The organism is Desulfopila sp. IMCC35008 (assembly GCF_010646885.2).
Classification (GTDB): domain Bacteria; phylum Desulfobacterota; class Desulfobulbia; order Desulfobulbales; family Desulfocapsaceae; genus Desulfopila.
Genome location: NZ_CP050700.1, coordinates 3,440,270 through 3,465,400 on the forward strand (window position 1 = coordinate 3,440,270; position 25,131 = coordinate 3,465,400).

At 43.7% G+C, this 25,131-nt stretch carries 26 protein-coding genes, 1 tRNA gene and 1 riboswitch; of the genes, 17 read left to right on the forward strand and 10 right to left on the reverse strand.

The genetic code is table 11. The annotated features are described in order from the left end of the window. Window position 1: 1 nt before the first annotated feature. Window positions 2-808 carry a hydroxyethylthiazole kinase gene (gene thiM, locus GA520_RS15005; protein WP_163340217.1) on the reverse strand — a complete coding sequence of 269 codons (807 nt, stop codon included), beginning with the start codon at window positions 806-808 and terminating at the stop codon, window positions 2-4. A 96-nt stretch (window positions 809-904) separates the two neighbouring features. Beyond that, a riboswitch (TPP riboswitch) is annotated at window positions 905-996 on the reverse strand. A 173-nt stretch (window positions 997-1,169) separates the two neighbouring features. Between thiM and GA520_RS15010 the strand changes: the two genes are divergently transcribed. From GA520_RS15010 to GA520_RS15060, 11 genes are all read left to right on the forward strand, one after another. Continuing rightward, on the forward strand, window positions 1,170-2,363 hold the full coding sequence (locus GA520_RS15010; protein WP_205749394.1) for a mechanosensitive ion channel family protein: 1,194 nt from the start codon (window positions 1,170-1,172) through the stop codon (window positions 2,361-2,363). Window positions 2,364-2,682: 319 nt separating this feature from the next. Further along, entirely contained in the window at window positions 2,683-3,297 is a 615-nt protein-coding gene (locus tag GA520_RS15015) for a hypothetical protein (protein WP_163340218.1), read from the forward strand. A 188-nt stretch (window positions 3,298-3,485) separates the two neighbouring features. Continuing rightward, window positions 3,486-3,560 (forward strand) — tRNA-Gly (locus GA520_RS15020). Window positions 3,561-3,914: 354 nt separating this feature from the next. Continuing rightward, a complete protein-coding gene (locus tag GA520_RS15025) occupies window positions 3,915-4,145 on the forward strand; it encodes an AlpA family transcriptional regulator (RefSeq protein ID WP_163340219.1) in 231 nt (76 codons plus the stop codon). Further along, the gene (locus GA520_RS15030) at window positions 4,142-4,507 is read left to right on the forward strand and encodes a helix-turn-helix domain-containing protein (protein WP_163340220.1); all 366 of its coding nucleotides are present in this window, start codon (window positions 4,142-4,144) and stop codon (window positions 4,505-4,507) included. Before GA520_RS15025 ends, GA520_RS15030 begins: the two co-directional genes overlap by 4 nt. A 2-nt stretch (window positions 4,508-4,509) precedes the next feature. Continuing rightward, entirely contained in the window at window positions 4,510-4,782 is a 273-nt protein-coding gene (locus tag GA520_RS15035; RefSeq protein WP_163340221.1) for a hypothetical protein, read from the forward strand. Then, complete coding sequence (locus GA520_RS15040) at window positions 4,775-5,662, forward strand: hypothetical protein (protein WP_163340222.1); 888 nt, start codon at window positions 4,775-4,777, stop codon at window positions 5,660-5,662. Before GA520_RS15035 ends, GA520_RS15040 begins: the two co-directional genes overlap by 8 nt. Next, complete coding sequence (locus GA520_RS15045) at window positions 5,662-6,969, forward strand: replicative DNA helicase (RefSeq protein ID WP_163340223.1); 1,308 nt, start codon at window positions 5,662-5,664, stop codon at window positions 6,967-6,969. The genes GA520_RS15040 and GA520_RS15045 overlap by 1 nt, the downstream gene beginning before the upstream one ends. A 191-nt stretch (window positions 6,970-7,160) precedes the next feature. Beyond that, a complete protein-coding gene (locus GA520_RS15050; RefSeq protein WP_163340224.1) occupies window positions 7,161-8,126 on the forward strand; it encodes a hypothetical protein in 966 nt (321 codons plus the stop codon). Window positions 8,127-8,164: 38 nt separating this feature from the next. Then, on the forward strand, window positions 8,165-8,503 hold the full coding sequence (locus GA520_RS15055; protein ID WP_163340225.1) for a hypothetical protein: 339 nt from the start codon (window positions 8,165-8,167) through the stop codon (window positions 8,501-8,503). 11 nt (window positions 8,504-8,514) lie between these two features. Continuing rightward, on the forward strand, window positions 8,515-9,126 hold the full coding sequence (locus tag GA520_RS15060) for a terminase small subunit (RefSeq protein ID WP_163340226.1): 612 nt from the start codon (window positions 8,515-8,517) through the stop codon (window positions 9,124-9,126). 375 nt (window positions 9,127-9,501) lie between these two features. On the opposite strand, the gene GA520_RS15065 is transcribed toward GA520_RS15060, so the two are convergent. The 3 genes from GA520_RS15065 to GA520_RS15075 form a co-directional block, all read right to left on the reverse strand. Then, the gene (locus tag GA520_RS15065; protein ID WP_163340227.1) at window positions 9,502-10,713 is read right to left on the reverse strand and encodes a pentapeptide repeat-containing protein; all 1,212 of its coding nucleotides are present in this window, start codon (window positions 10,711-10,713) and stop codon (window positions 9,502-9,504) included. A gap of 361 nt (window positions 10,714-11,074) precedes the next feature. Then, entirely contained in the window at window positions 11,075-11,359 is a 285-nt protein-coding gene (locus GA520_RS15070) for an integration host factor subunit alpha (protein ID WP_163340228.1), read from the reverse strand. A 254-nt stretch (window positions 11,360-11,613) separates the two neighbouring features. Beyond that, window positions 11,614-12,030, reverse strand: a complete 417-nt coding sequence (locus tag GA520_RS15075) for a hypothetical protein (protein WP_163340229.1) — start codon at window positions 12,028-12,030, stop codon at window positions 11,614-11,616. A 642-nt stretch (window positions 12,031-12,672) separates the two neighbouring features. Here GA520_RS15075 and GA520_RS15080 point away from each other — a divergent pair. After that, on the forward strand, window positions 12,673-14,118 hold the full coding sequence (locus tag GA520_RS15080) for a hypothetical protein (protein ID WP_304511233.1): 1,446 nt from the start codon (window positions 12,673-12,675) through the stop codon (window positions 14,116-14,118). 10 nt (window positions 14,119-14,128) lie between these two features. On the opposite strand, the gene tnpA is transcribed toward GA520_RS15080, so the two are convergent. Continuing rightward, window positions 14,129-14,572, reverse strand: coding sequence for an IS200/IS605 family transposase (tnpA, locus tag GA520_RS15085; RefSeq protein WP_163336264.1), 444 nt, complete (start codon window positions 14,570-14,572; stop codon window positions 14,129-14,131). Window positions 14,573-15,595: 1,023 nt separating this feature from the next. On the opposite strand from tnpA, the gene GA520_RS15090 reads away from it, so the two are divergent. Continuing rightward, the gene (locus GA520_RS15090) at window positions 15,596-15,781 is read left to right on the forward strand and encodes a hypothetical protein (RefSeq protein WP_163340231.1); all 186 of its coding nucleotides are present in this window, start codon (window positions 15,596-15,598) and stop codon (window positions 15,779-15,781) included. 15 nt (window positions 15,782-15,796) lie between these two features. On the opposite strand, the gene GA520_RS15095 is transcribed toward GA520_RS15090, so the two are convergent. After that, a complete protein-coding gene (locus GA520_RS15095; RefSeq protein WP_163340232.1) occupies window positions 15,797-16,621 on the reverse strand; it encodes a DUF2971 domain-containing protein in 825 nt (274 codons plus the stop codon). A gap of 84 nt (window positions 16,622-16,705) precedes the next feature. Further along, window positions 16,706-16,972 carry a hypothetical protein gene (locus GA520_RS15100; RefSeq protein ID WP_163340233.1) on the reverse strand — a complete coding sequence of 89 codons (267 nt, stop codon included), beginning with the start codon at window positions 16,970-16,972 and terminating at the stop codon, window positions 16,706-16,708. A 271-nt stretch (window positions 16,973-17,243) separates the two neighbouring features. Between GA520_RS15100 and GA520_RS15105 the strand changes: the two genes are divergently transcribed. Continuing rightward, window positions 17,244-18,044 carry a hypothetical protein gene (locus GA520_RS15105; RefSeq protein ID WP_163340234.1) on the forward strand — a complete coding sequence of 267 codons (801 nt, stop codon included), beginning with the start codon at window positions 17,244-17,246 and terminating at the stop codon, window positions 18,042-18,044. Beyond that, window positions 18,044-18,763: a hypothetical protein gene (locus tag GA520_RS15110; RefSeq protein WP_163340235.1), complete on the forward strand. Its 720-nt coding sequence runs from the start codon at window positions 18,044-18,046 to the stop codon at window positions 18,761-18,763. The genes GA520_RS15105 and GA520_RS15110 overlap by 1 nt, the downstream gene beginning before the upstream one ends. A 95-nt stretch (window positions 18,764-18,858) precedes the next feature. Here GA520_RS15110 and GA520_RS15115 read toward each other — a convergent pair whose 3' ends face one another. The 3 genes from GA520_RS15115 to GA520_RS15125 form a co-directional block, all read right to left on the reverse strand. After that, a complete protein-coding gene (locus tag GA520_RS15115; RefSeq protein WP_163340236.1) occupies window positions 18,859-19,557 on the reverse strand; it encodes a hypothetical protein in 699 nt (232 codons plus the stop codon). 93 nt (window positions 19,558-19,650) lie between these two features. Further along, entirely contained in the window at window positions 19,651-20,961 is a 1,311-nt protein-coding gene (locus GA520_RS15120) for an integrase family protein (protein ID WP_163340237.1), read from the reverse strand. 286 nt (window positions 20,962-21,247) lie between these two features. Next, window positions 21,248-22,411 carry a site-specific integrase gene (locus GA520_RS15125; RefSeq protein ID WP_163340238.1) on the reverse strand — a complete coding sequence of 388 codons (1,164 nt, stop codon included), beginning with the start codon at window positions 22,409-22,411 and terminating at the stop codon, window positions 21,248-21,250. A gap of 206 nt (window positions 22,412-22,617) precedes the next feature. On the opposite strand from GA520_RS15125, the gene GA520_RS15130 reads away from it, so the two are divergent. Then, window positions 22,618-23,424, forward strand: coding sequence for a hypothetical protein (locus GA520_RS15130; RefSeq protein ID WP_205749395.1), 807 nt, complete (start codon window positions 22,618-22,620; stop codon window positions 23,422-23,424). A 295-nt stretch (window positions 23,425-23,719) separates the two neighbouring features. Next, window positions 23,720-24,703 carry a retroviral-like aspartic protease family protein gene (locus GA520_RS15135; RefSeq protein WP_163340239.1) on the forward strand — a complete coding sequence of 328 codons (984 nt, stop codon included), beginning with the start codon at window positions 23,720-23,722 and terminating at the stop codon, window positions 24,701-24,703. Window positions 24,704-25,131: the final 428 nt, after the last annotated feature.

The following is a 25,131-nucleotide window of genomic DNA, read 5'->3' on the forward strand; positions in this document are numbered from 1 at the left end:
CTCACCCCGTAACTATCCGGCATCCCTTCCTTACATCCTCACTGCTCAGTTGATAGAGGGCATCAAGCAAGGCAATCATAAAACTGCCGGGACCGGAGCTGTTTTCAGCGGCCCATTCACCGGCGAGGCCATAATAAGCAAGAGCTGTGGCCGTCGCACTGACCGGATTAGTGTCAACACTGTTAAAAGCACCAACCAGGGCTGTAGCGGCACAACCGGTGCCGGTCACGAGAGGCATCATCGAATGTCCGTTCTCAACCCGTACCGTTTCAGAGCCGTCCGTCACCAGATCCACCTCACCGGTAATGGCCAATACACTGCCAAGCTCACCAGCTAAAGTTGTTGCCGTCTCTGCAGCCTCGTCTACGCTATGAAGGGAATCAACACCTTTTGTTTTCGACTCTTCATTACGAAGCGACAATATCTCAGAGCCGTTGCCCCGGACTACCCGGACATTTGTCTCCCGCAATATCCTGAGAGCGGCTGTGGTTCGAAGGACCGTTGCCCCTGAACCGACCGGATCGAGAATAATTGGGGTATCTAGTGCGGTTGCCCGACTACCTGCCTTGACCATTGAATCTACCCAGGTATCGGTAAGAGTCCCGATATTGAGGACAAGAGCACCAGCAAAACCTGCCATCTCCTCAACCTCGTTCTCTGCATGGGCCATAACCGGTGACGCCCCCGCTGCCAGCAGGGCATTCGCAGTAAAGTTCATCACCACAAAATTAGTGATATTATGGATAAGTGGCTTGTTGGCCCGGATTTTCTCCAGGTTCTCGGCTGCTTTTAAAGCAAAATCTGTCATAATGACTCCCTGTGATAGAAGTAAATACATACAGGAAGCAAAAGATGAGGATGATAAAGCCGAAACGGCTCAAAAGGTGAAATTGTGGCAGGATTCACATCAATTTCTGCAATTCCCTACGCCGGCCCTAACCGGATCAGGTTCGATGGGTATCATCTCAGGCATCTCTGCCACCCCTGCAAAAACGTACTTGCGGCCCACACATATAGTAAATATGGATGGAGGTGTCAACGAGGACGTGACTTTCCTGCCCCGGTAACTCAGATGATATTTCATTTGCCCTTGCCGTCATCGATGGTAAAGTTAGCCTATCCCGATATGATGCTGTTATTCAAATAACTTTATGTTTTATACTGATCGCATGAAAAACAAACAGTTCTTGCCAACCGCAGGCCCCGCCTTCTTCTGCCTCCAGCGTTTCCTGTGGGGTGATATCGCCCATGGTGCAGTCGACAACTCCAATGAAGCAGCAATTCCTGTTATGGAAACGCTGCAGCCGGTCGTTGATCTTTTTCAAGGTAATCCCTGGCTTCAAGGAATTTCGGTAATTCTTGTCACTTTCACTCTCGCGTCCCTTGGCACCTGGATATTATTCAGGATTGTGCGTCGATTGACAGTGAAGACAAGAATGGAGCTGGATGACCAGGTTGCAAGCCTGCTGCGCCCTCCAGTCTACTATATCCTGGTTGCAAGCGGCTTTTTTTATGGTATCTACCTGCTGCCGCTCACCGACAACCTGGAAATCATGGCCAAGCGATCCGTACAAACTGCCGGAGTCATAGTCTGGGTACTCTTCTTCAACAGGCTGGCGCACCTTCTTCTTGAGCGTTTTTCAGCTCTCACCGACAGATATACATTCCTCCAGCAACGGACCCTCACCCTGTTTGACAATGGGGCCAAGATTGTCATATTCTTTGCCGGTATCCACGCAATATTCCTCATCTGGAACATCAACATGACCGCCTGGCTGGCCTCGGCAGGAATTGTCGGTATTGCTGTTGGTTTTGCGGCAAAGGACACCCTCTCAAACCTGTTTTCCGGAGTCTTCATACTGGCGGACGCCCCGTACAAGGTTGGCGACTACATCGTCCTCGACAACACAGATCGTGGTCAAGTCACTCATATTGGTCTCAGAAGCACCCGCATTCTGACCCGAGACGATGTCGAGGTTACAGTTCCCAATTCTCTTATTGGTAATGCCCGTATTATCAACCAGTCGGGAGGCCCCCACGAAAGGCTGCGCATACGCCTTAAAGTAAGTGTTGCTTACGGTACAGATATCGACAAAATGCGCAAGGTACTGATGGATATAGCCACCAGCGAGCCACTGGTTTGTCAATCCCCCGCTCCCCGCATACGCTTTCGGGTTCTCGCCCCATCCAGCCTCGATTTCGAGCTACTTTGCTGGGCGCCCAATCCGGCGTTACGCGGTCGAACCATGGATAGTTTGAATGAACAGGTATACAAACGATTTATGGAGGAAGGAATAGAGATCCCCTTCCAGACACAGGATGTTTACATAAAGGCATTACCAGAAAATGCAACCACACCATAAGGGTACATACACCTGCTATGATAGTTCCCTAATATTGAGCACAGAGCAGTATAAGGAAAAGGATAGATGGTCGCCAGGTAACAGTTAAACGGTTCCGCTGGTCGGACAAAAGCGAAACAGGCGCGCAAAAAATGGCAGATGTCAGGGCCAATGAGGCACTTCAACGAATAGAATCCGGTGAAAAGGTTTACAAACGAGAACCCAAAATTCTCTATAACGGGGCAGACGGGGTTCCAATACGTGAAGAAATATTTTCCGCCACAATGATTTGGTTATCACCAGGAATTCATATGGAGCACTCTGTCTCAACAGCCCCAATGTGTTATTTGCGGATGTTGATTTTGAGCAGAGACCCAGCATCTGCTTCTCTGTTACCCTTTTGCTCATCCTCCTGACTATTACTTCTGTCATTGGGTTCTATCTGCAATCATTGGCTGCTTTCATAGTTCTTATCTATATTTCGTTTATACTTTCAGGCTTTCTAGCCGATATTGTGTTTAACATCATGTTACATAAAACAGGCGGGGCAGAGAAAAGGGCAAAAGATAGAATAGTGCAGTTCTCAGAAGAAAACCCGGATTGGCATCTTCGCCTCTATCGAACACCGGCCGGTTTCAGGGTACTTGTCATGCACCGGACTTTTGATCCGGACAGTGAGGATACACAACGTTTTTTCAAAGCAATCAAATCCGACCCCACATATATCCAGATGTGCCGGAAGCAAAATTGTTTTCGAGCTCGAGTGAGTCCAAAACCATGGAGAATTGGTATTGAAGCGAGAATGAGACCCAGACCAGGAGTATTGCCTATTAATCCTGCCAGGATGCCGGAAAGAAAAGCATGGGTGGCCGCCTACAACAATATCGCAACAAAATTTGCCTCATGTCGTTTTGTAGAAAAATTCGGGAGTGAGACCTGCGATCCGAAAGCATAATATATCAGATTAATCCATGACGATTACTGCAATGCCAACACAGGCCAGACCCTTGGATAACTGTATACAAATCATACTCAACTGATATCATACTATTTTTGTTATGCAGCAATTTCTGCATTTCTCATTTTATACTGAAAATCCGATTGACAACTCGACCCCATCTCCATATACTCAGTGGACAAAATGCGGGAATAACTCAGTGGTAGAGTGACAGCTTCCCAAGCTGTAGGCCGCGGGTTCGACCCCCGTTTCCCGCTCCAGCAAATTCAAGGGCTTACGTGCAAAAACGTAAGCCCTTTTTGTTTTTCATGCACCCGAAGGGCACATATAGGGCACGGTAGGTGAAGATTTACCTAGCCTCTATTCATTGATTTCATCTCCAACTTTTTTTCATATTTTTTATTAAGGAATTTTACGGCCTTTTTACGGCCTTTTTACCTGTATTCTACCCCGATATTACGTTTTCCCCTCACAAAACATGGCGCTATCTGCCCGTTATTACACCTCTTTCTACTTGTGTGCTGTAGTATAGAGTGGTATAATTGTCTCAATCAGTCACACAGGGGTGAATCGTTTTTCATCTCTCGAAAGTGGCTTTGCCGAATGAGGCAAACATGGAAGCAAGCAGTAATGACAGACTTCTCCAACAGGATGAAGTCAAAGAGATGTTGGGGCTGGCAGACAGCACACTCGAACAATGGAGACTTAAAGGAAAAGGACCAAAATTTGTAAAACTAGGAAGAGCCGTCAGGTATCGGCTCTCAGATGTTCAACACTACATTTCATCCCTCCCCTGCTTTGGTAGCACTACTGAGGCAGATCACCAACGGGAGGCACAGGTATGAAAGAAAAAGAAAAACCCCTTGTGGCAGCCAACCAAGCATTACAAGGGGTTCAAAACAAATCACACCGCAATTATACCAACCTTCCTGACAATCTTCAAGACCGCAGTAACAACTCGGCAGCCTCACAGCGTCAGCGGATCTTGCACCACCTTAAAACGACCGGATCGCTGACGACTCTTCAGGCACGTCATAAACTCGACACCATGCATCCGGGAATGAGGGTCTGTGAACTTCGTAAACTCGGCCACCCGATTCAGACAGTCTGGGTGGATGACGTTACCCCGGAAGGCTATCTTCACCGCGTCGGCATGTATATCCTTCGGCCTAACCAGCAGCAGATGCTACCTGGAATGGAGGTGTGATCATGGATATTTGCAACCACACTATACACGAAGCTGGGAAAACTCAGGATCAAGCACTGCAGACCGCCTACTTAAAAATTAGGGTATTCGGCTCAGCCATCGAGAAATTGCTTGGGCTGGAATCTGGTAGTCATGTGCAAAATATCACAGTGCTGGTAGCAAACGGTATGCTTAATGGTGATCAGGCTGTTTCGATCTTGCATGCCCACTTAATGAGGATTGCCGAGGAGGTTCAGAAAACAGGCCTGGAGAAGCGTGAGGTGGCGCATGGTTAAGGATATCCGAATAGATATTACCATCCGCACCCATCGGAAATTCAGGAAACTGCGTAAACGCCTAGGTACTGAAGGACCATTGGCGTTGATCTACCTTTGGATTGGCGCAGCATCCAGCAGGCCAGATGGTCGCCTCACTGGCTGGGATGATGATGACATTGCTTTCGAAAGCGAATGGGATGGAAATCCAGAAGACCTGGTTACAGCACTTATCGACTTTCAGTTCCTGGAAAAGGATTCCGAGGGAACATACAGCCTTCATGATTGGGCCGATCATCAGCCTTGGGTTATCGGTGCGGAAGATCGCAGAAGGAAGGCACGGCACGCAGCACAAGCCAGATGGCAAAAGCGAGAAGAATGCACACCGCATGCGCCTAGCATGCCCGAAGCATCCGACCCGCATGCCGACGGCAATGCCCCTTTCCTTTCCTTTCCTTACCATAAAGAACTTACTGCATCTGATGATGCAGAAGAGGTGGAAGCTGCAGTTTATCTTTCGAAGAAAAAGAAAAAACTCTCAGGACAGGTACTCGATGATTTCAACCGTTTCTGGGAATCTTTCGATTATAGAAAAGGTAAAGCTGAAGCTGCTGATGCCTTCTTGAACATCTATAGTCCCGCCTTGATGGAAATAATCATTGCCGGGGCTACCTTCGAGGCGAAAGGACGGCAAGCTCTCGTAGACCAAGGTCGTACTCCTAAAATGGCACAAGGATGGTTGTCTGGTCGCAGATGGGAGGACTGTGATTCCTGTCCTGATGGTTGTGATTGTAAGCGGTGCCAGTACAACCAAGATCCCTCCTTCCCTTGCAGAAACCTTTCACAAGAGAATTTTGACCCATTAACCTGCAAAAGCTTCCGTACCACAGGAGGTGCGTAATGGATATTAAAAAGCCACTCTTCGACGGTGATGCAGAGAAGGCAGTTCTCGCAAGCATGGTAACCAAGCCTTCAAGTGTTCCAGATATTTTGGAAAATCTCAGTGAGGTAGATTTCTACATGCCTCATCATCGCAAGTATTTTACTGCCGCAAAGGATCTTTTTAAACAGGGAGTAAGTGTCGATATCGTGTCTCTGGTCGATCATATCCGTAGAACCGGGAGCTTGGACCAGGGAGACACAACCAGAATTGCTGGGTTGTCAGATGGCAGTGTCATCCCGTCGAGAAGTCACGCTGGAATCGTAAAAAGATATTCCCGTTCAAGGGCGTTCCTGAAAAGTATCGATGACGCCAAAGCTGATCTGCAGGCGGGACTTGATATCGATAATGTCATACAAGGGTTCTCAACTGCATTCGACACCCAGAATGCAACCTCGTCCAAAATCACAGCAGTTTCAGAACTTGCAGAGACTTCCCTGCAGCAGATCGATGACCGTGCGGCCAATGGTGGTGGAATGGCAGGCATCTCTACAGGGTATGTAGACATTGACAATCTTTTAAGCGGATTGGTGCCTACAAACCTGATCATTCTGGCTGCACGCCCTTCTATGGGAAAAACAACCCTGGCGCTAAATATCGCTGAAAATTTAGCCCGTGCACGGAAGACCGTAGCCTTTTTTAGCTTAGAAATGTCCAAAGGCGAATTGATGGAAAAACTTATTTCCCGTATTTCCAGGGCGCCTTTGTCTCGTATCAGGAACGGTACCTTTTCAAGCGATGAACGTCTCAAAATCGGAAAAGCCGTAAAGGATATCAAAACACTCCCATTGCACTTATTGGACCGACCGGCCTTAACCGCAACCCAGGTTACAGCAGCGGCTAAAGGTTTGGCGATGAGAGGCGGGATAGATCTGCTCATTGTGGATTACCTGCAGCTCATGCGAGGGACCGGCCAAAACCGGGAAAGAGAGATTGCACAGATCAGCGGAGAATTGAAACAGCTTGCCATGAGCCTCAACATTCCTATTCTCGCACTTTCGCAGCTCAACAGAGGGTTGGAGTCGCGCACGGACAAGCATCCAATGCTGGCCGATTTACGAGACTCCGGGGCGATTGAGCAAGATGCCAACGCTGTACTTTTTTTATATCGGGATGAGGTCTACTCCAAGGAACAAGACAATCCGCTTCAGGGTATCGCGGAGGTAATTGTCGCGAAAAATAGAGCAGGAGCTACCGGCACTGCACGAATAGGGTCTTCACGATTAAGTTACAGCGAATTCGTTTCGCTGAGCAACAAGACTTCTTAACCAGTGAGATTGCAATGCGCTGGAAATCGTGTCTTGCATGGCTCACCCTGGAAAATGAGGCAATACATTTGAGAACTATAGAAATACACAGCTGACACGGCATGATGAAGTGCTGGATGACCTTAATAATCACGGCCAATCAATTCAGTGGTTCGTTGAACTGGTAGGGCCAATAACAACGGAGAGAAAAGATGGATCTTGGAAATGTTTTACAGGCAGGGGCACTTGGAGCAGCGGGTGGGTATGTGAAGCAACGTATGAAAGAGAATTCCAGGCAAAAGGAAATGCAAGAGTTGCAAAGAAGAGAACAACTCATCATTCAAAAGGAAGAGTACAAGGCAGAGATGAAGTATCGGTTTGATAAGAAGCTGGCTAACGACAAACATGCAAACTCTATGGAGCTTGAAAAACTCAAAACGAGTGGCAAGGGGCAGCAAGACAACACCAAATACCTGCTCGAGTTTGAGAAAGAATATAATGCTGACAAGAAGAAGTTTGATAATGATGCCATGAACGCCGGTCAATCTTTCATGTCAATGGCGGAGTGGGGGCAGTCGAACCGGCCAGCACTGTACAATCTGGCATACCCAGGTGGAACAGACACTTCTGCTGATGGTACAGAGAACTCATACTCACTTCCAGAATATGATTCACCTTTCAAGCAGATCTCCGAAACCATAGGCTTCAATGCAGGTAATGAATCGACAAAAGCCAGCGATGACAAGGGTTTTATACAGAGGACTCTCGACGGCGCACGCGATTTTGTCCAAGGTGGTGACGAGAACACCACTCTACAGCCTGCCCCGTTAGCAACGAACAGCAAAGGTGAGATAGTTCGACTCCCCGTTGATGGGAGCGGAAAACGGAATAAGTACGTCAAGCCTGGAGCTAATATTGGCCCTCTACCGATGAAAGGCCCACAGCGAATAGAAGATCTCCAGCCAGGAGCACCCTCGCTTGCAGAGCGTTGGCTTGCCAGGGCGACGGGCATGTCCGAAGCAGAAAAGGAGCAGTTTCTTGAGGTTAAACGCCAAGAAATTCGCCGATATATTATGAAGAACCTCCCACCACAAAAGAAGCAGGCATTCTTCAAAATGAGTCCAGAAGACCAGACCGCATATATCGACAAAATCATGGCACAACGTCAATCACAGTAAATTAAATCACCCCTGTGAATTCAGGGGTAAGGATTATCATGAATACGATGTACGACCGGTTGAAATTCGGCGAGGAATGTACAGTTGCTGATTATACCATCGTGAGTGATACGTGCCCTGGTTGCCGTGCACTCCCAGGCGATCACCATCTGTTGTGGTGTCCGAGTCAAGCATGCCCCGTCTGCGGAGATGAGCTTTTCCTATGCGCCTGCAAGGGTCTTTCTAATGACGAAGCTGAGCGGTTAATTGAAGGGATCATGAAATTAGTAGATTCTGAACTCGCCGATAAAGTCGTTACCAATGGCTCTAAAAACCTCGATAAGACATACCTTGAGGAATCAGTGAAGCTGTTCATTAATCGTTGCAAGCACAATTAATGGAGCAAAATATGGACAAACCGAAACAAAAAACAGGAAAAGCTATCAAGCTCTCATCAAAAAGAGAAAAATTCTGTCGTGAATACATCATTGACCACAACGCGACTCAGGCGTATATCCGCGCGGGCTATAGTGAAAATGGGGCTTCGCAGGGAAGTGAAAGACTGTTGAGGATTGTTGAGGTCAATAGACGAATTGAAGAGCTCCAGGCTGAAGAGAATGAGAAATTGTCTGATAAGTATCGTATTACCCGTGAGCGGATCATGCGGGAGCGGGGACGCATTGCCTTCTTCGACTTCCGTGACCTGTATGATGCAGGCGGTAATCTGAAGCAACCACATGAGTGGGACGACGACACCGCTGCTTGCGTGTCTTCTGTGAAGTTCCACGTTAGTCGTGAGGGTAACGGATATGGCAACCGACCAGAGGTTGCAGAGGTTCGTTTGTGGAATAAGGATGCTTCACTATCGGCCCTTGAAAAAATTGAAGGGATGTACGCGAAGGATAACGAACAGTTGAATCCTTACCGGAATCTGACCAGAGAAGAACTTAATGCCAAGCTTGAGGAGATACTTGAGAGGAGTGGCTTAGAGGTCAGGAAGAAGGAAAAGCCAAATCCCTGATACCGGCCCTTCATCAGTGTGCGCAGTTCGATGGATTTGATTTGAGCAGGATATTTCAAAATACCTCTACGAATATCAATATACCTTCAATTATCTGCTAAACACACCAATATTGGCATCGAATTTCAACGGTTGGCTAGAATGGACACCAGAACCCTTGAAATGCCAAACGTTGAAATTTGAACCATTCTCGCCTTTTCTCAGCCTTGCTCAATACTGAATGAGTATCTTGCAAAATGTCTCTTCACGTATGAGTTTGCTTAATGAAGTGGAGTTTCTATAATTAACAGGAAGAACAAACAACTCCGAATTGGTAAGTATTCAGTCCTATTTATTTTTTTATGTAGTTGAGTTAAGAAAAAGTGTTTGTGTTATTTATTGTACAGGTATTCCCACAGAAGTATTAAGTAAATTGTAGAAATTGACAACAAACATAATAGCCGCGAGAAGAAAAATCAATTGTAAAACTTTATGAAAATATACTATCCAACCATAAGTGACTGGAAAATAATTAAACCACATTTTAAAGTCCTTATCAATCTTAAAGGGGTGTGAGTAATAAGGTGTTAAACCTGTTTGTTCTTCCCTGTACCTCATATTCGATATCATATATGTCAATATCGCCCGTGAGAAATTATAAAATAGAAGTAAAATAGCAATTAACCACTCCACTCCCCCTTTATCAAAGCCAATGGCTAGCTGCCAAAGATCATACTCTTTCCATCTCAAGTCAAATATGAATCTACCAACTGATGTTCCTTTCTCGATAAAATCCGGATGAAATTGTTGAAAAACATTTATTGCTTTCCAAAAAAGCATTTTCCCAGCATATGGTATAAAATAAATTATAGTAAATAGGATATTAAAAGCCATCTGAGGGCCTGTATATGATCTTGATAATTTAAACCATGGGTTTTCTTTACTCCTCCAAGTCGAACCTTCAACTGAATCAAACCGTGCTCCTTTGATTAAATTCCCATCTGGCAAAAAGCCAATGGTATACCTCAAATCACTACCTTCAAAACTTGCTTCAGACATATATGCAGATGAGAAATCTGCATATCTAAGATCAGCAACATCAAATATTGTTCCGTCTAATACTATAGAATCACCACGATAAATTTCTGACAGTCTTCGTATATCATTAATAGCAGAAGGATCGCCTCCAAGTTTACAACCTCTCATAGAAGCATTGCGAAAATTTGCATCAGTAAGATCAGAACCAAAAAAAATTGCACCCCTTAGATCAGCTCCAGAAAAGTCAGCAGAATCGGCCCAACAACCACGAAAATCAGCTCCTTGCAGATAACATCCACTCAGAGTCGTTCCTATTAAGTTACTGCATTGCAAATTCAATCCTTCATCATTTTTTATTATTTTATTACGTACATAAGTTCCAATTGTAATCTCACTACTGTCACGAAGCTGTAAGTTCAAATCACTCAAATCAACACCAAACAATTTAGGACAAATTGCAGGATTATCTTTTCTCCACTTATTCCATGCTTCTGGTCCTTTTTTCAAAATGCTCAAATGCAATTCTCGTTGTTCTAAGTCTTCCTTTTCTGGAATGAAAATAGGTGGCATTTTAATAGATTAAGAATGATTGAATAAGAAAATTAAACAGATAACATATCTTTCTTTGATTTGGAAAGTAAACAGCAAACACGGCTACAAAAATAATAACATATTTTTAGAATCTTAAAATGATATGATCCCCAACCAATGCCTATTGATCATGTTTCGTTTAAGTACCCTTCTAAAAAAGCAAGTACTAACATTCTGAAATCAAGAGGATAGTTAATTCCAACCTATATCTCGCATATTCCTTCTACAAATTTAACAACATACACCCATTTAGAGTACAATTTCAATGTTATGCTTTTTGCCATCGTATACTCTAGAGCCTTTCACGACCTCAACGTTTTAGAATGGTCAACACTATTTTCTAACCGTTCACCCTGTCCCTCAGCTTTCCAGACGGATGAAACGTCACAACGCGACGGGCATCTAACATCAGGCTCTCGCCGGTCTGTGGATTCCGCCCACGTCGCTGTTTCTTCTCTTTCACGCTGAACTTCCCAAATCCGCTCATGAGAAGGTCATCGCCACCGATAAGAACATTCTTGGATAGTCTTAGAAAGGACGCTACCGCTTCGGTAGCCTCCTTCTTTGTCATGGTGTCATTTTTCTTGTACAGGGCTTCGGCTAGATCAATTTTTGTGAGTGTCATGCATTTCTCCTTTTCCTTTAAGATTTTCTTTCCCCTATGGGATGGCACTCTAAAATATTTTGAGGAGTTGATCAACAAATGCTTCGTAATTTCATATAATTGTGACCCTGTTAACTTCTAACCGATCAAACAAAAACGCCCTGAACCGAAGAACCGGGCGCTGAAAATGACTGCCGTTCCTGGTTACTCGTCAAGCAAGCCTTCCGTATCAATCTGAAAGGCCGGAAAGAATTCCGGTTGAACCTTTCTGGCTCTCATTCTGACACCTCCTTTGCTGCTTCCCGTTTTTCGATTATCTCGTTTAATTCACGAAACAACTTGTCAGCAATCAGACCATCATGATCATTTTTTTCAAGCAAGTGGATAACAACCCGGCCTATAGGGTTGAGGTTTTGCAGAGTATTGTGAGTGGGGATTAATGTTTTTTCTACTACCTCTCTGTATTGCTCGAATAAGTATAGCTGATTTTTGATCTCCCAAAACATACGTTGCATACTGTGATTGACATCAACATATTCAGCATATTCTTCCCTAGATGATAAAACAGCCTCAATCATCTCGATGTTTCCAGCCATTCTTTGCTCACTCGGACCTTCAGAGAGATCAGGGAGGGTATAGGTTGTTGTTACTGTTTGATTGTGGGTTACTTCGATTTGATTTGTTGTACTCATGGTTTGCTCCTTCGAAATGGGTTTGGAAACTTCCGCCCTTTTCACTTCCAAATAAAAAGGACGGAACTGAGCAGGTTGGAAGACCGGTCGAAGGGCCGGCGAGCGTGAGCTCCCTGCTCAGCCCGCCCAAAGAAAGAGCAATGCTGAACTCCGGACATAAAAATACCGCCAGTGCAAATTGTAATGGCGGTGTGTCCGCCTTCGAATCGGGCTTCCAAACCCGGTCACTGGATTTTGCCAGAGACAAATAAATGCTACCCCACTTTGCCAAGTAATGCAAGCGTTCACCTAACACTCACCTTGTGTTTTCCGGTTTTTGTCATATTTGTTTACTAAACGAATTCCACGAAAAGGCGCACAGATACTACGCAGTAATAGGAGGGCAACATGTCAAACAAGCCTACTTCTGCAGGTGGGGGTAGTACCTTAGCAATGACCGTGAATAACGTAGGATTTCTATTGGATCGCTTGGGGCAAGACTGCTCACCTCTCCAGTACCTGAGGGAGTTAACACAGAATGGAATTGAGGCCATTGAGCGGACAGGCAAGCCGGGACAAATAATCTGGGATGTAGACTGGACCGCTTACGACCTCGGCGACTCCAAGGTGCAGAAACTGTGCGTTATAGATACCGGTGACGGGATGACCGGGGAAGAAATGCTCGTGTTGATCAATCAGCTTTCCTCTTCAGGTACTGTTCAATCATTTACCTCAAACTATGGGATAGGTGCAAAGATAGCAGCAGCCACAAGGAACCCCCATGGAGTCATTTACCAATCATGGAAGGACAGCGAAGGGGCAATGATCCAGCTTGAAAAAGACCCTGAAACTGGAGAATATGGACTCCACCAGTGGGAACTTGAAGACGGCACTTTCTCGCATTATATCCAACTGGATGATGACATAAAACCGGCAGAGATTGATCAACACGGCACGAAGGTTATTTTGCTTGGGAATTCTGATTTTGAAAGCACAATAGAGGCTCCCTCAAACGCTGTTTCTCCATCACGATGGATTTCCAAATATTTAAATACCAGATATTTTAAGTTTCCAGACAATATAAAAATAAAAGCCAGGGAAGGCTGGACGAGTCCGCGAACCGACTCTGATAGAAATGTCCTACGTGCACTTATTGGCCAAAAATCCTATTTGGATAGTCATGCCGTAACATCAGGGGTGAAGCGATTAGAAACAGCTAATGTCCATTGGTGGATTTTGAAAGATGAAAAATCCATCAGCTGCAATAGCGGTTACATAGAATCTGCTGGCCACGTTGCCGCTTTGTATCAGAACGAACTGTATGACCGCCTTACCGCTCGGGCAGGTGTAGCACGGCTACAACTATTTGGAGTTCTTTTCGGTATGAGGCATGTTGTACTGTATGCTGAACCTTTAGCTATCAACGGCAATGCTTTGACAACCAATACAGCTCGCACGGCTCTTCTGTTGAATGGTGAAGAGTTGCCTTGGGCTGACTGGGCTTTCGAGTTTCGGAAAGATATGCCGAAAGAGCTGGTTGATTTTATCAGTAAAAAATCTGCTGCAGGAACGGAAAAAGATCATGTGAAATCCATAAAAGAAAGGCTCAAAGGCATTATGGATTTGTATAAGGTAAGCCGGTATATGCCAAAACCACACGGTGATTATCTCTCTGACACATCGTCATCCGTCAAGGTTGGCTTAGCGCCTGGTTCTGGCACTGAATCCAAAGGTGGTAAAGGATCAGGCAATAGAGTTGGGAACTCTTCGAAAGGGCCAAGAGATGGTGAAGTCGGCAACATTTATCATCTTTTTCAAAAGAGAGATGGAGTCCAGTGTGACAAAACCAATTCTGACCCATTCCCAATTGTTAAATGGGTATCGATAGAGGATGGGACTCGCGACGAAAACGATATTGAAGATAAAGCAGCGAAGTATCTACAAGATCAGAATACCTTGATGATCAATGCCGATTTCAGAGTCTTTAAAGATATGACAGCCCGGCTTTGTAGAGAAAAAGAATTTACTGAGGGAATAAATCTCCAGAGAGTAATCGAAGATATCGTACATGGTTGGTTTGAACAGGCACTAAACAACCCTCGTCTTTAAGACGAGGGGTTCAAGAGGGGTCGATTGGAAATCGACTGTTGTCGGCATTAACCGGTTCACCCTCATGCTCTTCAATATACTGTTGAATCATCTCATCGGTTATGTTGCCTGAACTCACGGCAAGGTAACCTCGAGCCCATAAATGCCTGCCCCAAAATTGCTTTTTTAGGTGGGTAAATTCGGACAATAGGACCCGCGAGCTGATTCCTTTTAACCATTGAACGATTTTACTTATATTCTGGGTCGGTCGATACCCTATAAACATATGAACATGATCGCTCGCTACTTTGCCAGAGATCACTTCAAGTTCATGTTCATATGCAATTTGCCTGAGGATATCACGAGTGCGCACAGCAACTTCACCCTTCAGTACCTTTTTTCGATACTTGGGGATCCAAATTATGTGCACCTTCAGGTCTGTTTTTGTATGAGATCCAAGTCTGTAACGTCGCATAGCGACAATTTTAATCTTCTCTTCGCCTAAAGGCGAGGGGTTTCAACCATCCCCGACGGGGACACTAATAGAGGCGGTAATAGGCATACAGCAACTGAAGGGGAGTAAAGAGTGGGGGAAATCGGCAGTTGATAATGCCCTGTCTGAGGAAGCTTTAACAACCGTCGTTATGCAGCGGTATCATGTTCATATTGCATCTCGCAGAGAAGTCGGAACCAAACTGGGCAAAGCTATAAACGCTTTAGCAGCAGATTGAAAGTAATGGCCGAGCTGATTAATACGGGTTTATTGTGGATGGGAAGGCTGACACATTTCCTCAATATCCCCCCTAAAGTTCAGAAAAATGTATTTATCAACTGTTAGAGTGCCCATGAAAAAGACATTTGTTTTTCACTTAATTTGTATAATCATTTCAGCAAGCGCCTATGCGAAGTCGTTTTACCACAAGATAGAATGTTTTAACGGCTTCTGTTCGATGACAACATACTCGGAAGGGATTCTTTGGGATAGTGACGAAGGGATCGTTAATTTTGAAAAAAATGGAAATCGTTATGTTGGCTTAGCTATGTCCGAATCATATGTTCTTGATATGTACTTCTACCCTAACAGAGAGTTGTTGGATGTTGTGAACGTAGATGGAATTCACAAATATTGGACGTGTCGGAAACAAACCCAGAAGGGAAACAGTATTGTTTTTATTTGCAAATAATTAAGCTCAAGACCCATGTGTATAACACTCTATCACCCCGCTCCTGAGTAATTTCCCCACGCGGGATTACCCTGAAACGCTTATTCGGATTTGAGATCCAGAAACCTTTTGACGTTTGAAACGGCAAACCTTTTCACCTTCCATCTTCAAGTTGAGATTAGCAGAAACCACCTCGTGTCTTGCCTTTTTAGGCAGCAACATTCACACTAAAAGCCCTAACCTTATCCATCTTTCCACATATTTTACTTGGTAAGATTTCTGTGTGATACCGTTTATATATTGGCCGGGACAATTATTACTACCCGGAGATACGAATGACGGAAGCACAGAGAGAAGACTTATTATTGGAATGGGAAGTTACACCCAGCAAGATAAAGCAGATAGTCCTTGATGAATATAAGCGTGAATACGGTGACATATTCTCCCGTGACAACTGGGAGCAGCATCTTGTTGATATTTTGAATATGAAACAGATGTGGGAGAGTAATGGGTTAATGTAACATGAAAGATTCGCTTCAGTTTTTCGAGACCACATTCCGCTTGCTGGCTAATATCCGCCAAGAGGAATGGTCTACTTCGCATTTTAGAACCTCTATCCCCTTGTCGTTCCATGATTGAAGAATTTCATCTAATCCCTCACGAGTATAACTGCCTAACCTTGATACATTTTTATAAACTTCTGTTCCTAGATACACTTCAACGATAGATGAATCTGGTATCGATAAACAGTAAACTGGACGCCCTAAAGTTGGTGGCATTATTTTCATCCACTCGCCAGAAGGATTCGTAAATTTTCCACCACCACCATGATAGCCAAGATTGCTTTTGATATTCTTAACTACTCGAACCTCTTCCTCATGACCCCATTCCAAGGACTTATATAAAAATGCCCGCTTGATAATATTGTAATAATCGGCCCGAAAATCAGTAATCTCATTTCCAACCGTTAGCATCTCTTGGATGTTTGGAATGGAAATATTCACGGGCTTAGACGATGTATAAATAACCTCCCCATATTGAGATGGGATTATTGATGTTTCTTTGTGTTCAAATCCGGCGGCAACAGAGTCAAATCCAACAACAACTCCCTGGTGAGCACAACCATAATGCGCCCACATTATCGCATTTAATGGTTGTCTCGTAAGTGATAATACACCGAACTGTCGAGACAGTCTGCCTCTGTATGCATACGTTGCGACTCTGGAATTTTTAGACTCCATGAACCCAAAGGCCGTACATTCAAATGGGTCATTAAGATCTTCAGCACAGGAAAAACCAATAGATGCAGAATCAATAATAAGCCGTGCTACTTCAAATGATACGTACTTATATAAGATCATTTATCACCATTGAGTCGTCAATTTTAGTGAAAGTGCTTAACTCCAATTCCACAGATAAATAAACATTATGGCTCGAGCTGTATATCACATAAAGGATGAACAGTGCTCACATGCACCTTCTGCCTTTGTTTCTTTGCCACAATTGCCGCATATTCTCTGATCATCTTTGGCAATCGTGCATGCTCCCCGCTCAATTCGCTGCAATATTGCAGTTTGCGTTATGTTCTCATTTCGTATTCGCCATACCCAAAATGGTACAAATATCCATAGGATCGCGGCAATAAGTAAAAATATGCTGATAAACAGGCTTAATGCACTGCCAAAGGTTCCTGCAGGGTCCATTCCGAACATTAGTCTCTCCTGAGTTTTCTTTTCACCCTAACATCCTTTCTCCCACGAATATACTACATTTTAAGCTAATAACATGGCAAATATACGAGGATTATAGAAATACATCGGGATATATCAGGACATGTTCAGAAAGACCAAATTACCGAGAACAATTTTTGTAAATCATATTGCTAGGCAAACCGATATAGATTTAACAATTTTCGTGACTAATATGTGATAAAATGGTACTGATTGGTTCCTTTCAGTGTTCCAAGACTATCCGTGGTGTATTTTGAATAAAGACAATCTTCATACCATCATCCAATACGTCCTCCTTTGTGCTAGGCAAGATGATGACCACTGGAGGTGGGAGCTTGGACCTATTCACTTGCTGAAATTTGCCTACCTTGCCGACCTGCTATTTGCCAAAAGAAACAATGGGAAAACATTCACTGATGTCTCATGGGTTTTCTATGATTTTGGTCCTTGGTCTGCTCAAGCCCATGAGGAAATTCCTTTAGCAGTTAAAGCGCTTGGTGCAAATGAAAAGAGGCTTCCTTCCGAATATGGCAGCAATGACTATTTTCGATGGTCCTATTTAGATAATGATTATGAGGATGCATATGAAAAGGTTGGTAACAAGGTTCCATTATCAATAGCTCTGCCCTTACGTGTTTTTGTGAGCAAATACGGAAAGGACACTCCGGATCTGCTTGATTACGTCTACAATACGATACCAATGCGGAATGCTGCACCAGGTGAGACACTTGACTTTACTTTAGTAACGGAGCCAATTGTAGTTGAACCTGCAGAATCATTTACTCCTGCAATGACAAAACTCTCAGGCAAAAAACGAAAACAATTTAAAGCTAGACTCAATCAAATAAAAAGAGCCAAGACTGAGGAATTGTCGGGATCAGCAAGAAGCGAATATGTTGAAGCGCAAATAGCACCCATGAATGATGAGACTATGGAGAAAGGCCTTGAGTGGTTAGACGACTTGGCTGGACCTCCATTGCCAGTAGGAAAACATGATGTGGAGTTCGATGATTCTGTTTGGAAGAGTTCAGTTAGAAGGATGGAAAAATACTGATGCCTTTTCCAGACGATTCAATTCAAGAGTTGTGTCTGTCTGGTGATTGGTGGGTAAGTGACAATAGCACGGATTTAAATAGAGGTAGGTTGATATGGGCATACGTTTCTTATCCAGGTCAAGAGCCTCTTGTAATAGAACCGACTGGTCGGAAATCACCACGTGATCATGGTGGTGCGCATGTACAAATAAAACGGCTAAGAATCTCTGAGAGAAAAACATATCTCGATTTACCAACTGCTGCTTTATCACTTGATGGAAATCAGTGTTGGGCTGGATATAGAGCAAAGAAAAGACCCTGCCTTGTTCTTAGTTGTCTTCCTTTTTCAACAGGCTTGCCAAAATCACGAGAAAAGATGATGGCCGGTCACCTTAAAACATCAACAATTCTCGTTGCTCCATATTACGGTGGAGATCAGGACGGGACTCGTGGCGGATTCCCTGAGGAGTTTATCGAAGGTATTCGACACGCTCGATGCCCACAGCTATTCTATGAACAACTGCCTCTTAGCTCCAAAGTGCGCATCTCAATTTTACGTTTCGATCACCTACAGACTATTGGCTCACATTATAATAGCTACAAAGCTACAGACTATCGGCTTTCTGATGACGCAGTAAAAATTGTCGATGAATGGTTTGATTGGTACATTAAGGGCATAATTTCTAAAAAAGGTAATCTACGCCAGTATCATGACTTGATAGCTGATTTTTTTGGATAAACTGGAATTGATTTAACAAGTACTCAAGATTTACTCCCGAAACAGATGTAACACCTGAGCAGCCATAGCCCCTTCTCCCTTTCACGTTCTGTTCATTATAAAAATCGCTCTCCCATGAGCCATCTATTAAGGAGGCTTTTTGTAGTAATAGGTTTACCGGTAGGCCCTTTCTTTATGGGAAATCCAGGGAGTTTTCGCCAATTTTCAACAGTTGATTCTGACCTTTTCAAAAAATCTTCTATCTCCTTTTTCCCATGCAGCACCTCCTCTGAAGACCAGTCATCAATCCAAACAACAGGGTTCATGTCTTCATACGCCTTTTTATCTTCCCGCAATACTAACAGGTTATCCCTGGAAAAAGTGACTGCCGCACCCTTGCTATTAACAGGGAATTTAATTCCATCCTCCCTGCTTGCCCAAACTTCCAGCAATCCACTAACAACTACAGGAGAATTACTTGTAAAGCGAACTGCATCGCCAGGCAGCACATACCATAGTGCCGGCCGAATATCCTTATCAACATCTACCGGACTGCCTTTCGATCGCTCATATATCTGCGCTAGCCTTTCCTGTCGAGTATTGATGCTCAACTCTCTCATTTCAGGATCTCGTGACAGCGATTCATCACCTTTCTTCCTATCCCACCGAGACCTATATCCCTTCTTATATGGACCATCATACACTAGCGCCAGTTTTAGCTCACCAGTTGCGGCCATTCCTAAAATGTCAGTATCGTCTCGATGCCAGATCTTTGCTAAAGATTTTAAAGAATAAAACTGTTGCGGAACAACCATATCACTTCCCTCAAGATTCCCTGAGAGTATTCACCGGGCAAACCGCCAGGGACGCGGCCTTTCGGGAGCTACCCTAGCCCGATGAACTTGTTGCTATCCAGCAACCACCTTTTTCCTACCACTCTCAATCGGAACAACGTTCGTCTCTTTTGGCTCTTCAAAAAGAGCTGTTATAGCATTGGTAATCTGTTGCATAGGTAGCCTTAGCCTTTCAACACTCATGACAATGTACCCCTGCGTCACGTCTTTATCTTTATGGTTCACCAAACGTTTGAGAACGGAATACGACACTTCGCCTTCTGCTATGCTAATATATGTCCTGCGTAAGTCGTGATGGCAAAAGCTTATTCCTGGCTTCAACTGATCAACAGATTTTTGTTTCAACATTTCCTCGAACTCATCATCAGAATCTACACCATTGAGGATCTTTTGGCTTTCACGCTGCACAAAAGCGATCTGCTTCTTTGTATTAACGATGTGGCCGGTTTTTCCTGTACCAGGAAACACAAAGTTATTTTCCTGTAATTCGTGTCTCTGTTTGAGTATTTCATAAACAACATTGCTCATTGGAAGAATGAGTTCTTCTTTATTCTTAGAAATCTCTTTTCGTATGATGAATGTTTTGCCTTCAAAATCCACATCACACCATTGGAGTGTTTTGGCTTCTGTTTCCCTTAAACCAGTGAACAGTAAGAGCATGAAATAATCGCGAATTACGGGATTACTAACCTTCTGAACAGCCTTGTACCATGGCGAAAGTTCATGTGCTTGTAGCACCGTCTGCCGCCTTCCGACTTTAAACCAACGCCCGTCCAAAGCATCCTTAATTAAATCCCGATCAAGCATGCCTGACTTCTTATTTGATCGCCAGGCAAATAAGTATATGCGCCGAAACAGGCGCATTGCATTATTGGCAGTATTCTCTCCAGAAGATTTTGCAATTTGAAGATGCCGCCTTTGAATCATACTTTCCGTAATATCTTTAATAGGCTTTTTTAGCCAAGCAGATAGGTGACACTTGATCAGACTTTTATCAACAGCAATAGTTTTCTGCTTCATTTGGGGTTTAGCAGCAAGGTAATCATCATATGCCTCTCCCAAAGTCATCCCCTTCACCATCTTTATTGCTTTCTCCTGGTTTAGATCAACCCCACGAGTGATATCAGAAAGGGCAAGACGCGCTTCCTTTCGAGCCTTATCAGCGGTTATAATCCCATGCTTGCCAATCGTTACCCGACTGTGCTTACCGTTAATACGTTTTCTAACGAAGTATGTTTTGGCAGTGTGGCTAACTCGAACCCCGAAGGATCGCACATCTTCATCGTAATAATCTTTTTGTTTACCTTTTTCTGCAAAAGGCAATTTATCAACGGTAGACTTAGTGAGGTTAATTCTCAATGCCATGTGCCCTCCTCCGCATATCGACTTGTGCCCTATCAAGTCATAGGGCACGTATAGGGCACATTATAGACGAAACTCAAAGAAACTTCAAGAAACAGGATGTGATATTATCTATGCATTATTAGGGTACTATAGTTACCACATGAAACACCACGATACACAGGACTTAAACTTCCCAAGCTGTAGGCCGCGGGTTCGACCCCCGTTTCCCGCTCCAGTAGATTCAAGGGCTCGCGACACATCGTGAGCCCTTTTTTTTGTCTTGGTAGGCCTGTTCGGTAGGCCTTTTTCATTTTCTCCTCGCCGGAGTAGGTAAAAATGAAGCTCCGACCTCTTCGACAACGAGGCTTTTTATATACCCTTCAGTGGTAGTCAAATTTGAATGTCCTAGGATTTTTTGAATTTCTGTCATTGGTACACCATTGTGATATAAAAGTGAGGCAGACAAGTGGCGGATTCCGTGAAAACCAAATGCCTTCACTTTCGCCTCAGCGCATAGCTCACGCATAATTTTCTCACGAGATACCCAAGGTTCACCAGTACTATCGGAAATAAAGACATAGGGATTTTTACTGTCTTTTACGCGTTCCTCTTGTTCTTTCAAACAATCGTACAAGGCATCGGACATAACAATGATTCGAGGTATCCACGTAGCTGTTTTATTTTTCCTCGATATTAGAGTGATTGTACGACGGGAAAAATCGACATGCTCCCATTTTAACCTGAACAAGTCTCCTTTACGTCCAGCCGTATGTAAGTATGCCAAAAGTAATGTTTTATCCTGCTCTTTAGCTATATCATAAATTGCCCAAAAATCTTCAAGGGGAGGAACATAACGAGGATTAGGATTAATAGGATACCTTGGAATCCTGGAGAAAGGATTTAGCTCTGGAAGGTTGGCAAAATCAATACCCCAATTCCATGCCGCCTTCAAATTTTTGAGATATTGATTGACACCTGAACCACCCTGTACTCGAAAAGTATGATTGAGAAATTCGAGACACTTATCGCGTTTCAAAGTATCTACGGATTGGTTTTTATCAATACCGGGATATCGGAAGAAGACCGCAAAGACAAGTCGTTTGGCAGAATATGTTTTGGGAACAAACTTGATTTCTGCATGATCTAAATACTTTACAGCCCAACTACCCAAAGATTCCGTGACTGTCGTATATTCTGGTAATCTTTCCGCCTCCTTCACTTCCCATTTCTTGGCCTCTCTCTTGGTTTTGAAGAACTTCGTTTTTTTCGTTGCTTCATGCCGTCGAACCACTTCACCTGTCCCCGATATCCATCTTTGTGCTTGTACGGCATTAACAACCTCTTTCTCGAAAAAGACAATCTTGCGAGGACCAACTTTAATCCCACCGAGATTGTGATAATATTTACGCACACTCCGCGTATCGAGATTAAGAATCCCTGCTACTTCAGAAACGGAAAGTGCTTTTCCCAAAGCGATTCCCGGCTGAATTTTATGTGATTGAAAATAGGTGTTATTTAAGTTTGAGCTTTCGTAAACATTTGACCCAAGGCATGAGTACAATAGACTGAAATAACATAAAATAAATATCCACAAACATGACATTTTTTATTTGACATCCCCAGTAAAAAATGTCGCGCGTTTTCTACGGAATATCATGTATATACATAGGAGACGTGATGAGATTATTAGTATACAACACAAGCAAAGCCTTAACTCTGACATTAGCAGGCAGAAAAGTGAGAAAACACCTCAATGCAGATTCACTTCTTGCAGCAATCCGGCTAGATTTTCAGAAGATCCCGGACAGCCGAGGTGCGAACTCGAAAATAACCTTTGATGATGCTTTGATGTCCGCATTTGCTATGTTTCAGCTCAAAGATCAATCACTTCTGGCGTTTGACAAGAGACGTAGTGAAGAAGATCATAATCTACGTTCAGTCTATGGCCTTTCAAATATCCCTTGCGACAGCCAGATGCGTACAATTTTGGACCCGTTACCCTTGTCTGTACTGAGAGCCCCATTCCTTTCTGTATTCAGACAAATACAACGAGGGAAGGACTTCGAGAAGATGGCCTATTATGATGGGCACTATCTCCTCAGTGGTGACGGCACCGGCTTCTACAGCTCTGAAAAAGTTTCTTCACCGTACTGTATGGGAAAAAAGAGCAGGAACGGGAATACCCTGTACCATCAGCAAATGTATGCAGCCTGCTTTGTCAAACCAGGGTGTAAAGTTGTCATCCCTGTCTTTCCAGAGATGATAACCCAGAATGACGGCACCCGTAAAAATGATTGTGAGCGCAATGCTGCTAAAAGATTTTTCAAAGATTTCAGGCGTGAACATCCTCACCTGAAAGTTATCGTTATTGAAGATGCACTCAGTAGTAACGGGCCACACTTGAACTGCTTCTGCTTCACTTTTTCCTACTTGTTGCAACCCTCTTTTGAAATAAAGCCATACATCTCAACCGAATCGCTATAACACCATCTCTCTCACAACGGGGTACCAAGTACCCTTTTTGGCGTAAACTGTGGAGTGGACCAGTTGTGCAGACAAGCTGTCAATCGCTGTTTTTTTTATTGATTGTTTTTTCCGTTTACGCTGAGCCTATAGATGTGAAGCGGAAAGGGCGTGAGCCTTTCTCTTTGATCGCAAAAAAGGCTGATCATTAACTGCTAGCTATTTCGCAATAATCCACGCAATACCACTGTGTAGTAATTTACGTGTTTTGATGGGTGTGTTAGGAAAACAACCAGGAAAAATATGATAAAATTTTATGGCGATAGGTCAAAAAAACATGGCAAAATATCGTAAGGATGAAGTTTCTCCGCTAACAAAAATATTGATTCACAAAGCCCACGGTGGGAGAAAGCAAGATAGTAAGTTTTGGCAAAGCGATTTTGACCAAGACAACAAATCTTATGATGTTGATATCCCCAAACGAGAACTGAATGGATTAAGGCGAAAGCGTATCTTTATTTCATCAGCTGTAATTATCGCTATTATTTCTATAGGATACACTTTTGTGGCTGTAAAACCTGAGTTCTTTCCTTTTTTAGATCGTCACTGGCTTCATAAAAACACCGTTAAAAAATACTCGGATATGGTTCACAGTAGTTCAGGTGACAGATCCGACATCGTGATTGAAGAAGCATCGCAAAGGCCTTCTAACCCTGCACCTGTTTTTAGGACTATCAACCTAGATAGCAAAACTCCTAAAGCCGGAAGGGGTGAAAACCAATATTCATCTCAGTATCCAACCTACTCCGCCTCAGGTAAGGTCTTTTCATGGCAAGATAAAGATGGGAAGATGCATTTCTCGAATACAAATTTCCCAACAAATAATGAGACGTTGAAGGTTCAAACAGAGATCAATACGTATCACAAGGTAACAAAAGTCAATATTGTCCGTAATCAAGTATACGTGCCAGTGATATTGAGTAATGCTGGCAAAAGAATAAAACTGAATATGCTTCTTGATACTGGGTGCAGTCATACGGTTGTACCATACAGGGAACTAAACAAGTTGAAAGTAAACTACGGAAGACAATTTACTGCGACAAATGCCAACGGTAGTAAGTCTTTCGGAAAAAGAGCAATGATCGATTACATTAAGGTTGGTTCACGCTCAAAGCGTAATTTTAGTATTAGTGGATCAAAGGTCGCCGGGTCTCATAATACGGGCTTGCTAGGAGTTGATTTTTTGAAAGACAATCCTTTCAAAATTGATTTTGAAAATGGTTTCATTGTTTGGATGTGAAATCATATAACTAGGCGAATTTCATTTTCCTTGGTGCATATTGAGTCTTTTTACAAGTGCATCAAATAAACTTGTGTAAACGCAAGCCCGCAAGCCGCTAATCCAAACATTCATGGTGTCCCGGATGTGTCCCGCCCCTGCCTGAATGCTTTATGCATAGTGGTCGAGTGGGGGTTCGACTCCCGTGGCGCCATAGACTACAGTTCTATTAGCCAAGATGATTTGTTGAAAAAGATATTGCTGAGTTTTATTTCAATAATCCTAACCTCTAGTGGCGCTTTGTTGAATAAGTTACTCCCAAGAATGAGTTTGTTTCAAGGTGTCACCCCCAAAGTGCGAACATATATGTTGCTGTTAATGTGTTCATATTTGACATTGGATCTGGTTGTTTCCAATTAGACGTAGTGCGTTTAACACGGCCATTTGCG

Coding starts and splice junctions, on each gene's coding strand:
- GA520_RS15075 (WP_163340229.1), bottom strand. CDS start 12,030: ATGAGTACAACAAATCAAATCGAAGTAACCCACAATCAAACAGTAACA.
- GA520_RS15045 (WP_163340223.1), top strand. CDS start 5,662: ATGGATATTAAAAAGCCACTCTTCGACGGTGATGCAGAGAAGGCAGTT.
- GA520_RS15010 (WP_205749394.1), top strand. CDS start 1,170: ATGAAAAACAAACAGTTCTTGCCAACCGCAGGCCCCGCCTTCTTCTGC.
- tnpA (WP_163336264.1), bottom strand. CDS start 14,572: ATGCGACGTTACAGACTTGGATCTCATACAAAAACAGACCTGAAGGTG.
- GA520_RS15095 (WP_163340232.1), bottom strand. CDS start 16,621: ATGATCTTATATAAGTACGTATCATTTGAAGTAGCACGGCTTATTATT.
- GA520_RS15070 (WP_163340228.1), bottom strand. CDS start 11,359: ATGACACTCACAAAAATTGATCTAGCCGAAGCCCTGTACAAGAAAAAT.
- GA520_RS15030 (WP_163340220.1), top strand. CDS start 4,142: ATGAAAGAAAAAGAAAAACCCCTTGTGGCAGCCAACCAAGCATTACAA.
- GA520_RS15110 (WP_163340235.1), top strand. CDS start 18,044: ATGCCTTTTCCAGACGATTCAATTCAAGAGTTGTGTCTGTCTGGTGAT.
- GA520_RS15100 (WP_163340233.1), bottom strand. CDS start 16,972: ATGTTCGGAATGGACCCTGCAGGAACCTTTGGCAGTGCATTAAGCCTG.
- GA520_RS15040 (WP_163340222.1), top strand. CDS start 4,775: ATGGTTAAGGATATCCGAATAGATATTACCATCCGCACCCATCGGAAA.
- GA520_RS15080 (WP_304511233.1), top strand. CDS start 12,673: ATGACCGGGGAAGAAATGCTCGTGTTGATCAATCAGCTTTCCTCTTCA.
- GA520_RS15025 (WP_163340219.1), top strand. CDS start 3,915: ATGGAAGCAAGCAGTAATGACAGACTTCTCCAACAGGATGAAGTCAAA.
- GA520_RS15060 (WP_163340226.1), top strand. CDS start 8,515: ATGGACAAACCGAAACAAAAAACAGGAAAAGCTATCAAGCTCTCATCA.
- GA520_RS15050 (WP_163340224.1), top strand. CDS start 7,161: ATGGATCTTGGAAATGTTTTACAGGCAGGGGCACTTGGAGCAGCGGGT.
- GA520_RS15130 (WP_205749395.1), top strand. CDS start 22,618: ATGAGATTATTAGTATACAACACAAGCAAAGCCTTAACTCTGACATTA.
- GA520_RS15055 (WP_163340225.1), top strand. CDS start 8,165: ATGAATACGATGTACGACCGGTTGAAATTCGGCGAGGAATGTACAGTT.
- thiM (WP_163340217.1), bottom strand. CDS start 808: ATGACAGATTTTGCTTTAAAAGCAGCCGAGAACCTGGAGAAAATCCGG.
- GA520_RS15115 (WP_163340236.1), bottom strand. CDS start 19,557: ATGGTTGTTCCGCAACAGTTTTATTCTTTAAAATCTTTAGCAAAGATC.
- GA520_RS15065 (WP_163340227.1), bottom strand. CDS start 10,713: ATGCCACCTATTTTCATTCCAGAAAAGGAAGACTTAGAACAACGAGAA.
- GA520_RS15035 (WP_163340221.1), top strand. CDS start 4,510: ATGGATATTTGCAACCACACTATACACGAAGCTGGGAAAACTCAGGAT.
- GA520_RS15135 (WP_163340239.1), top strand. CDS start 23,720: ATGGCGATAGGTCAAAAAAACATGGCAAAATATCGTAAGGATGAAGTT.
- GA520_RS15090 (WP_163340231.1), top strand. CDS start 15,596: ATGACGGAAGCACAGAGAGAAGACTTATTATTGGAATGGGAAGTTACA.
- GA520_RS15120 (WP_163340237.1), bottom strand. CDS start 20,961: ATGGCATTGAGAATTAACCTCACTAAGTCTACCGTTGATAAATTGCCT.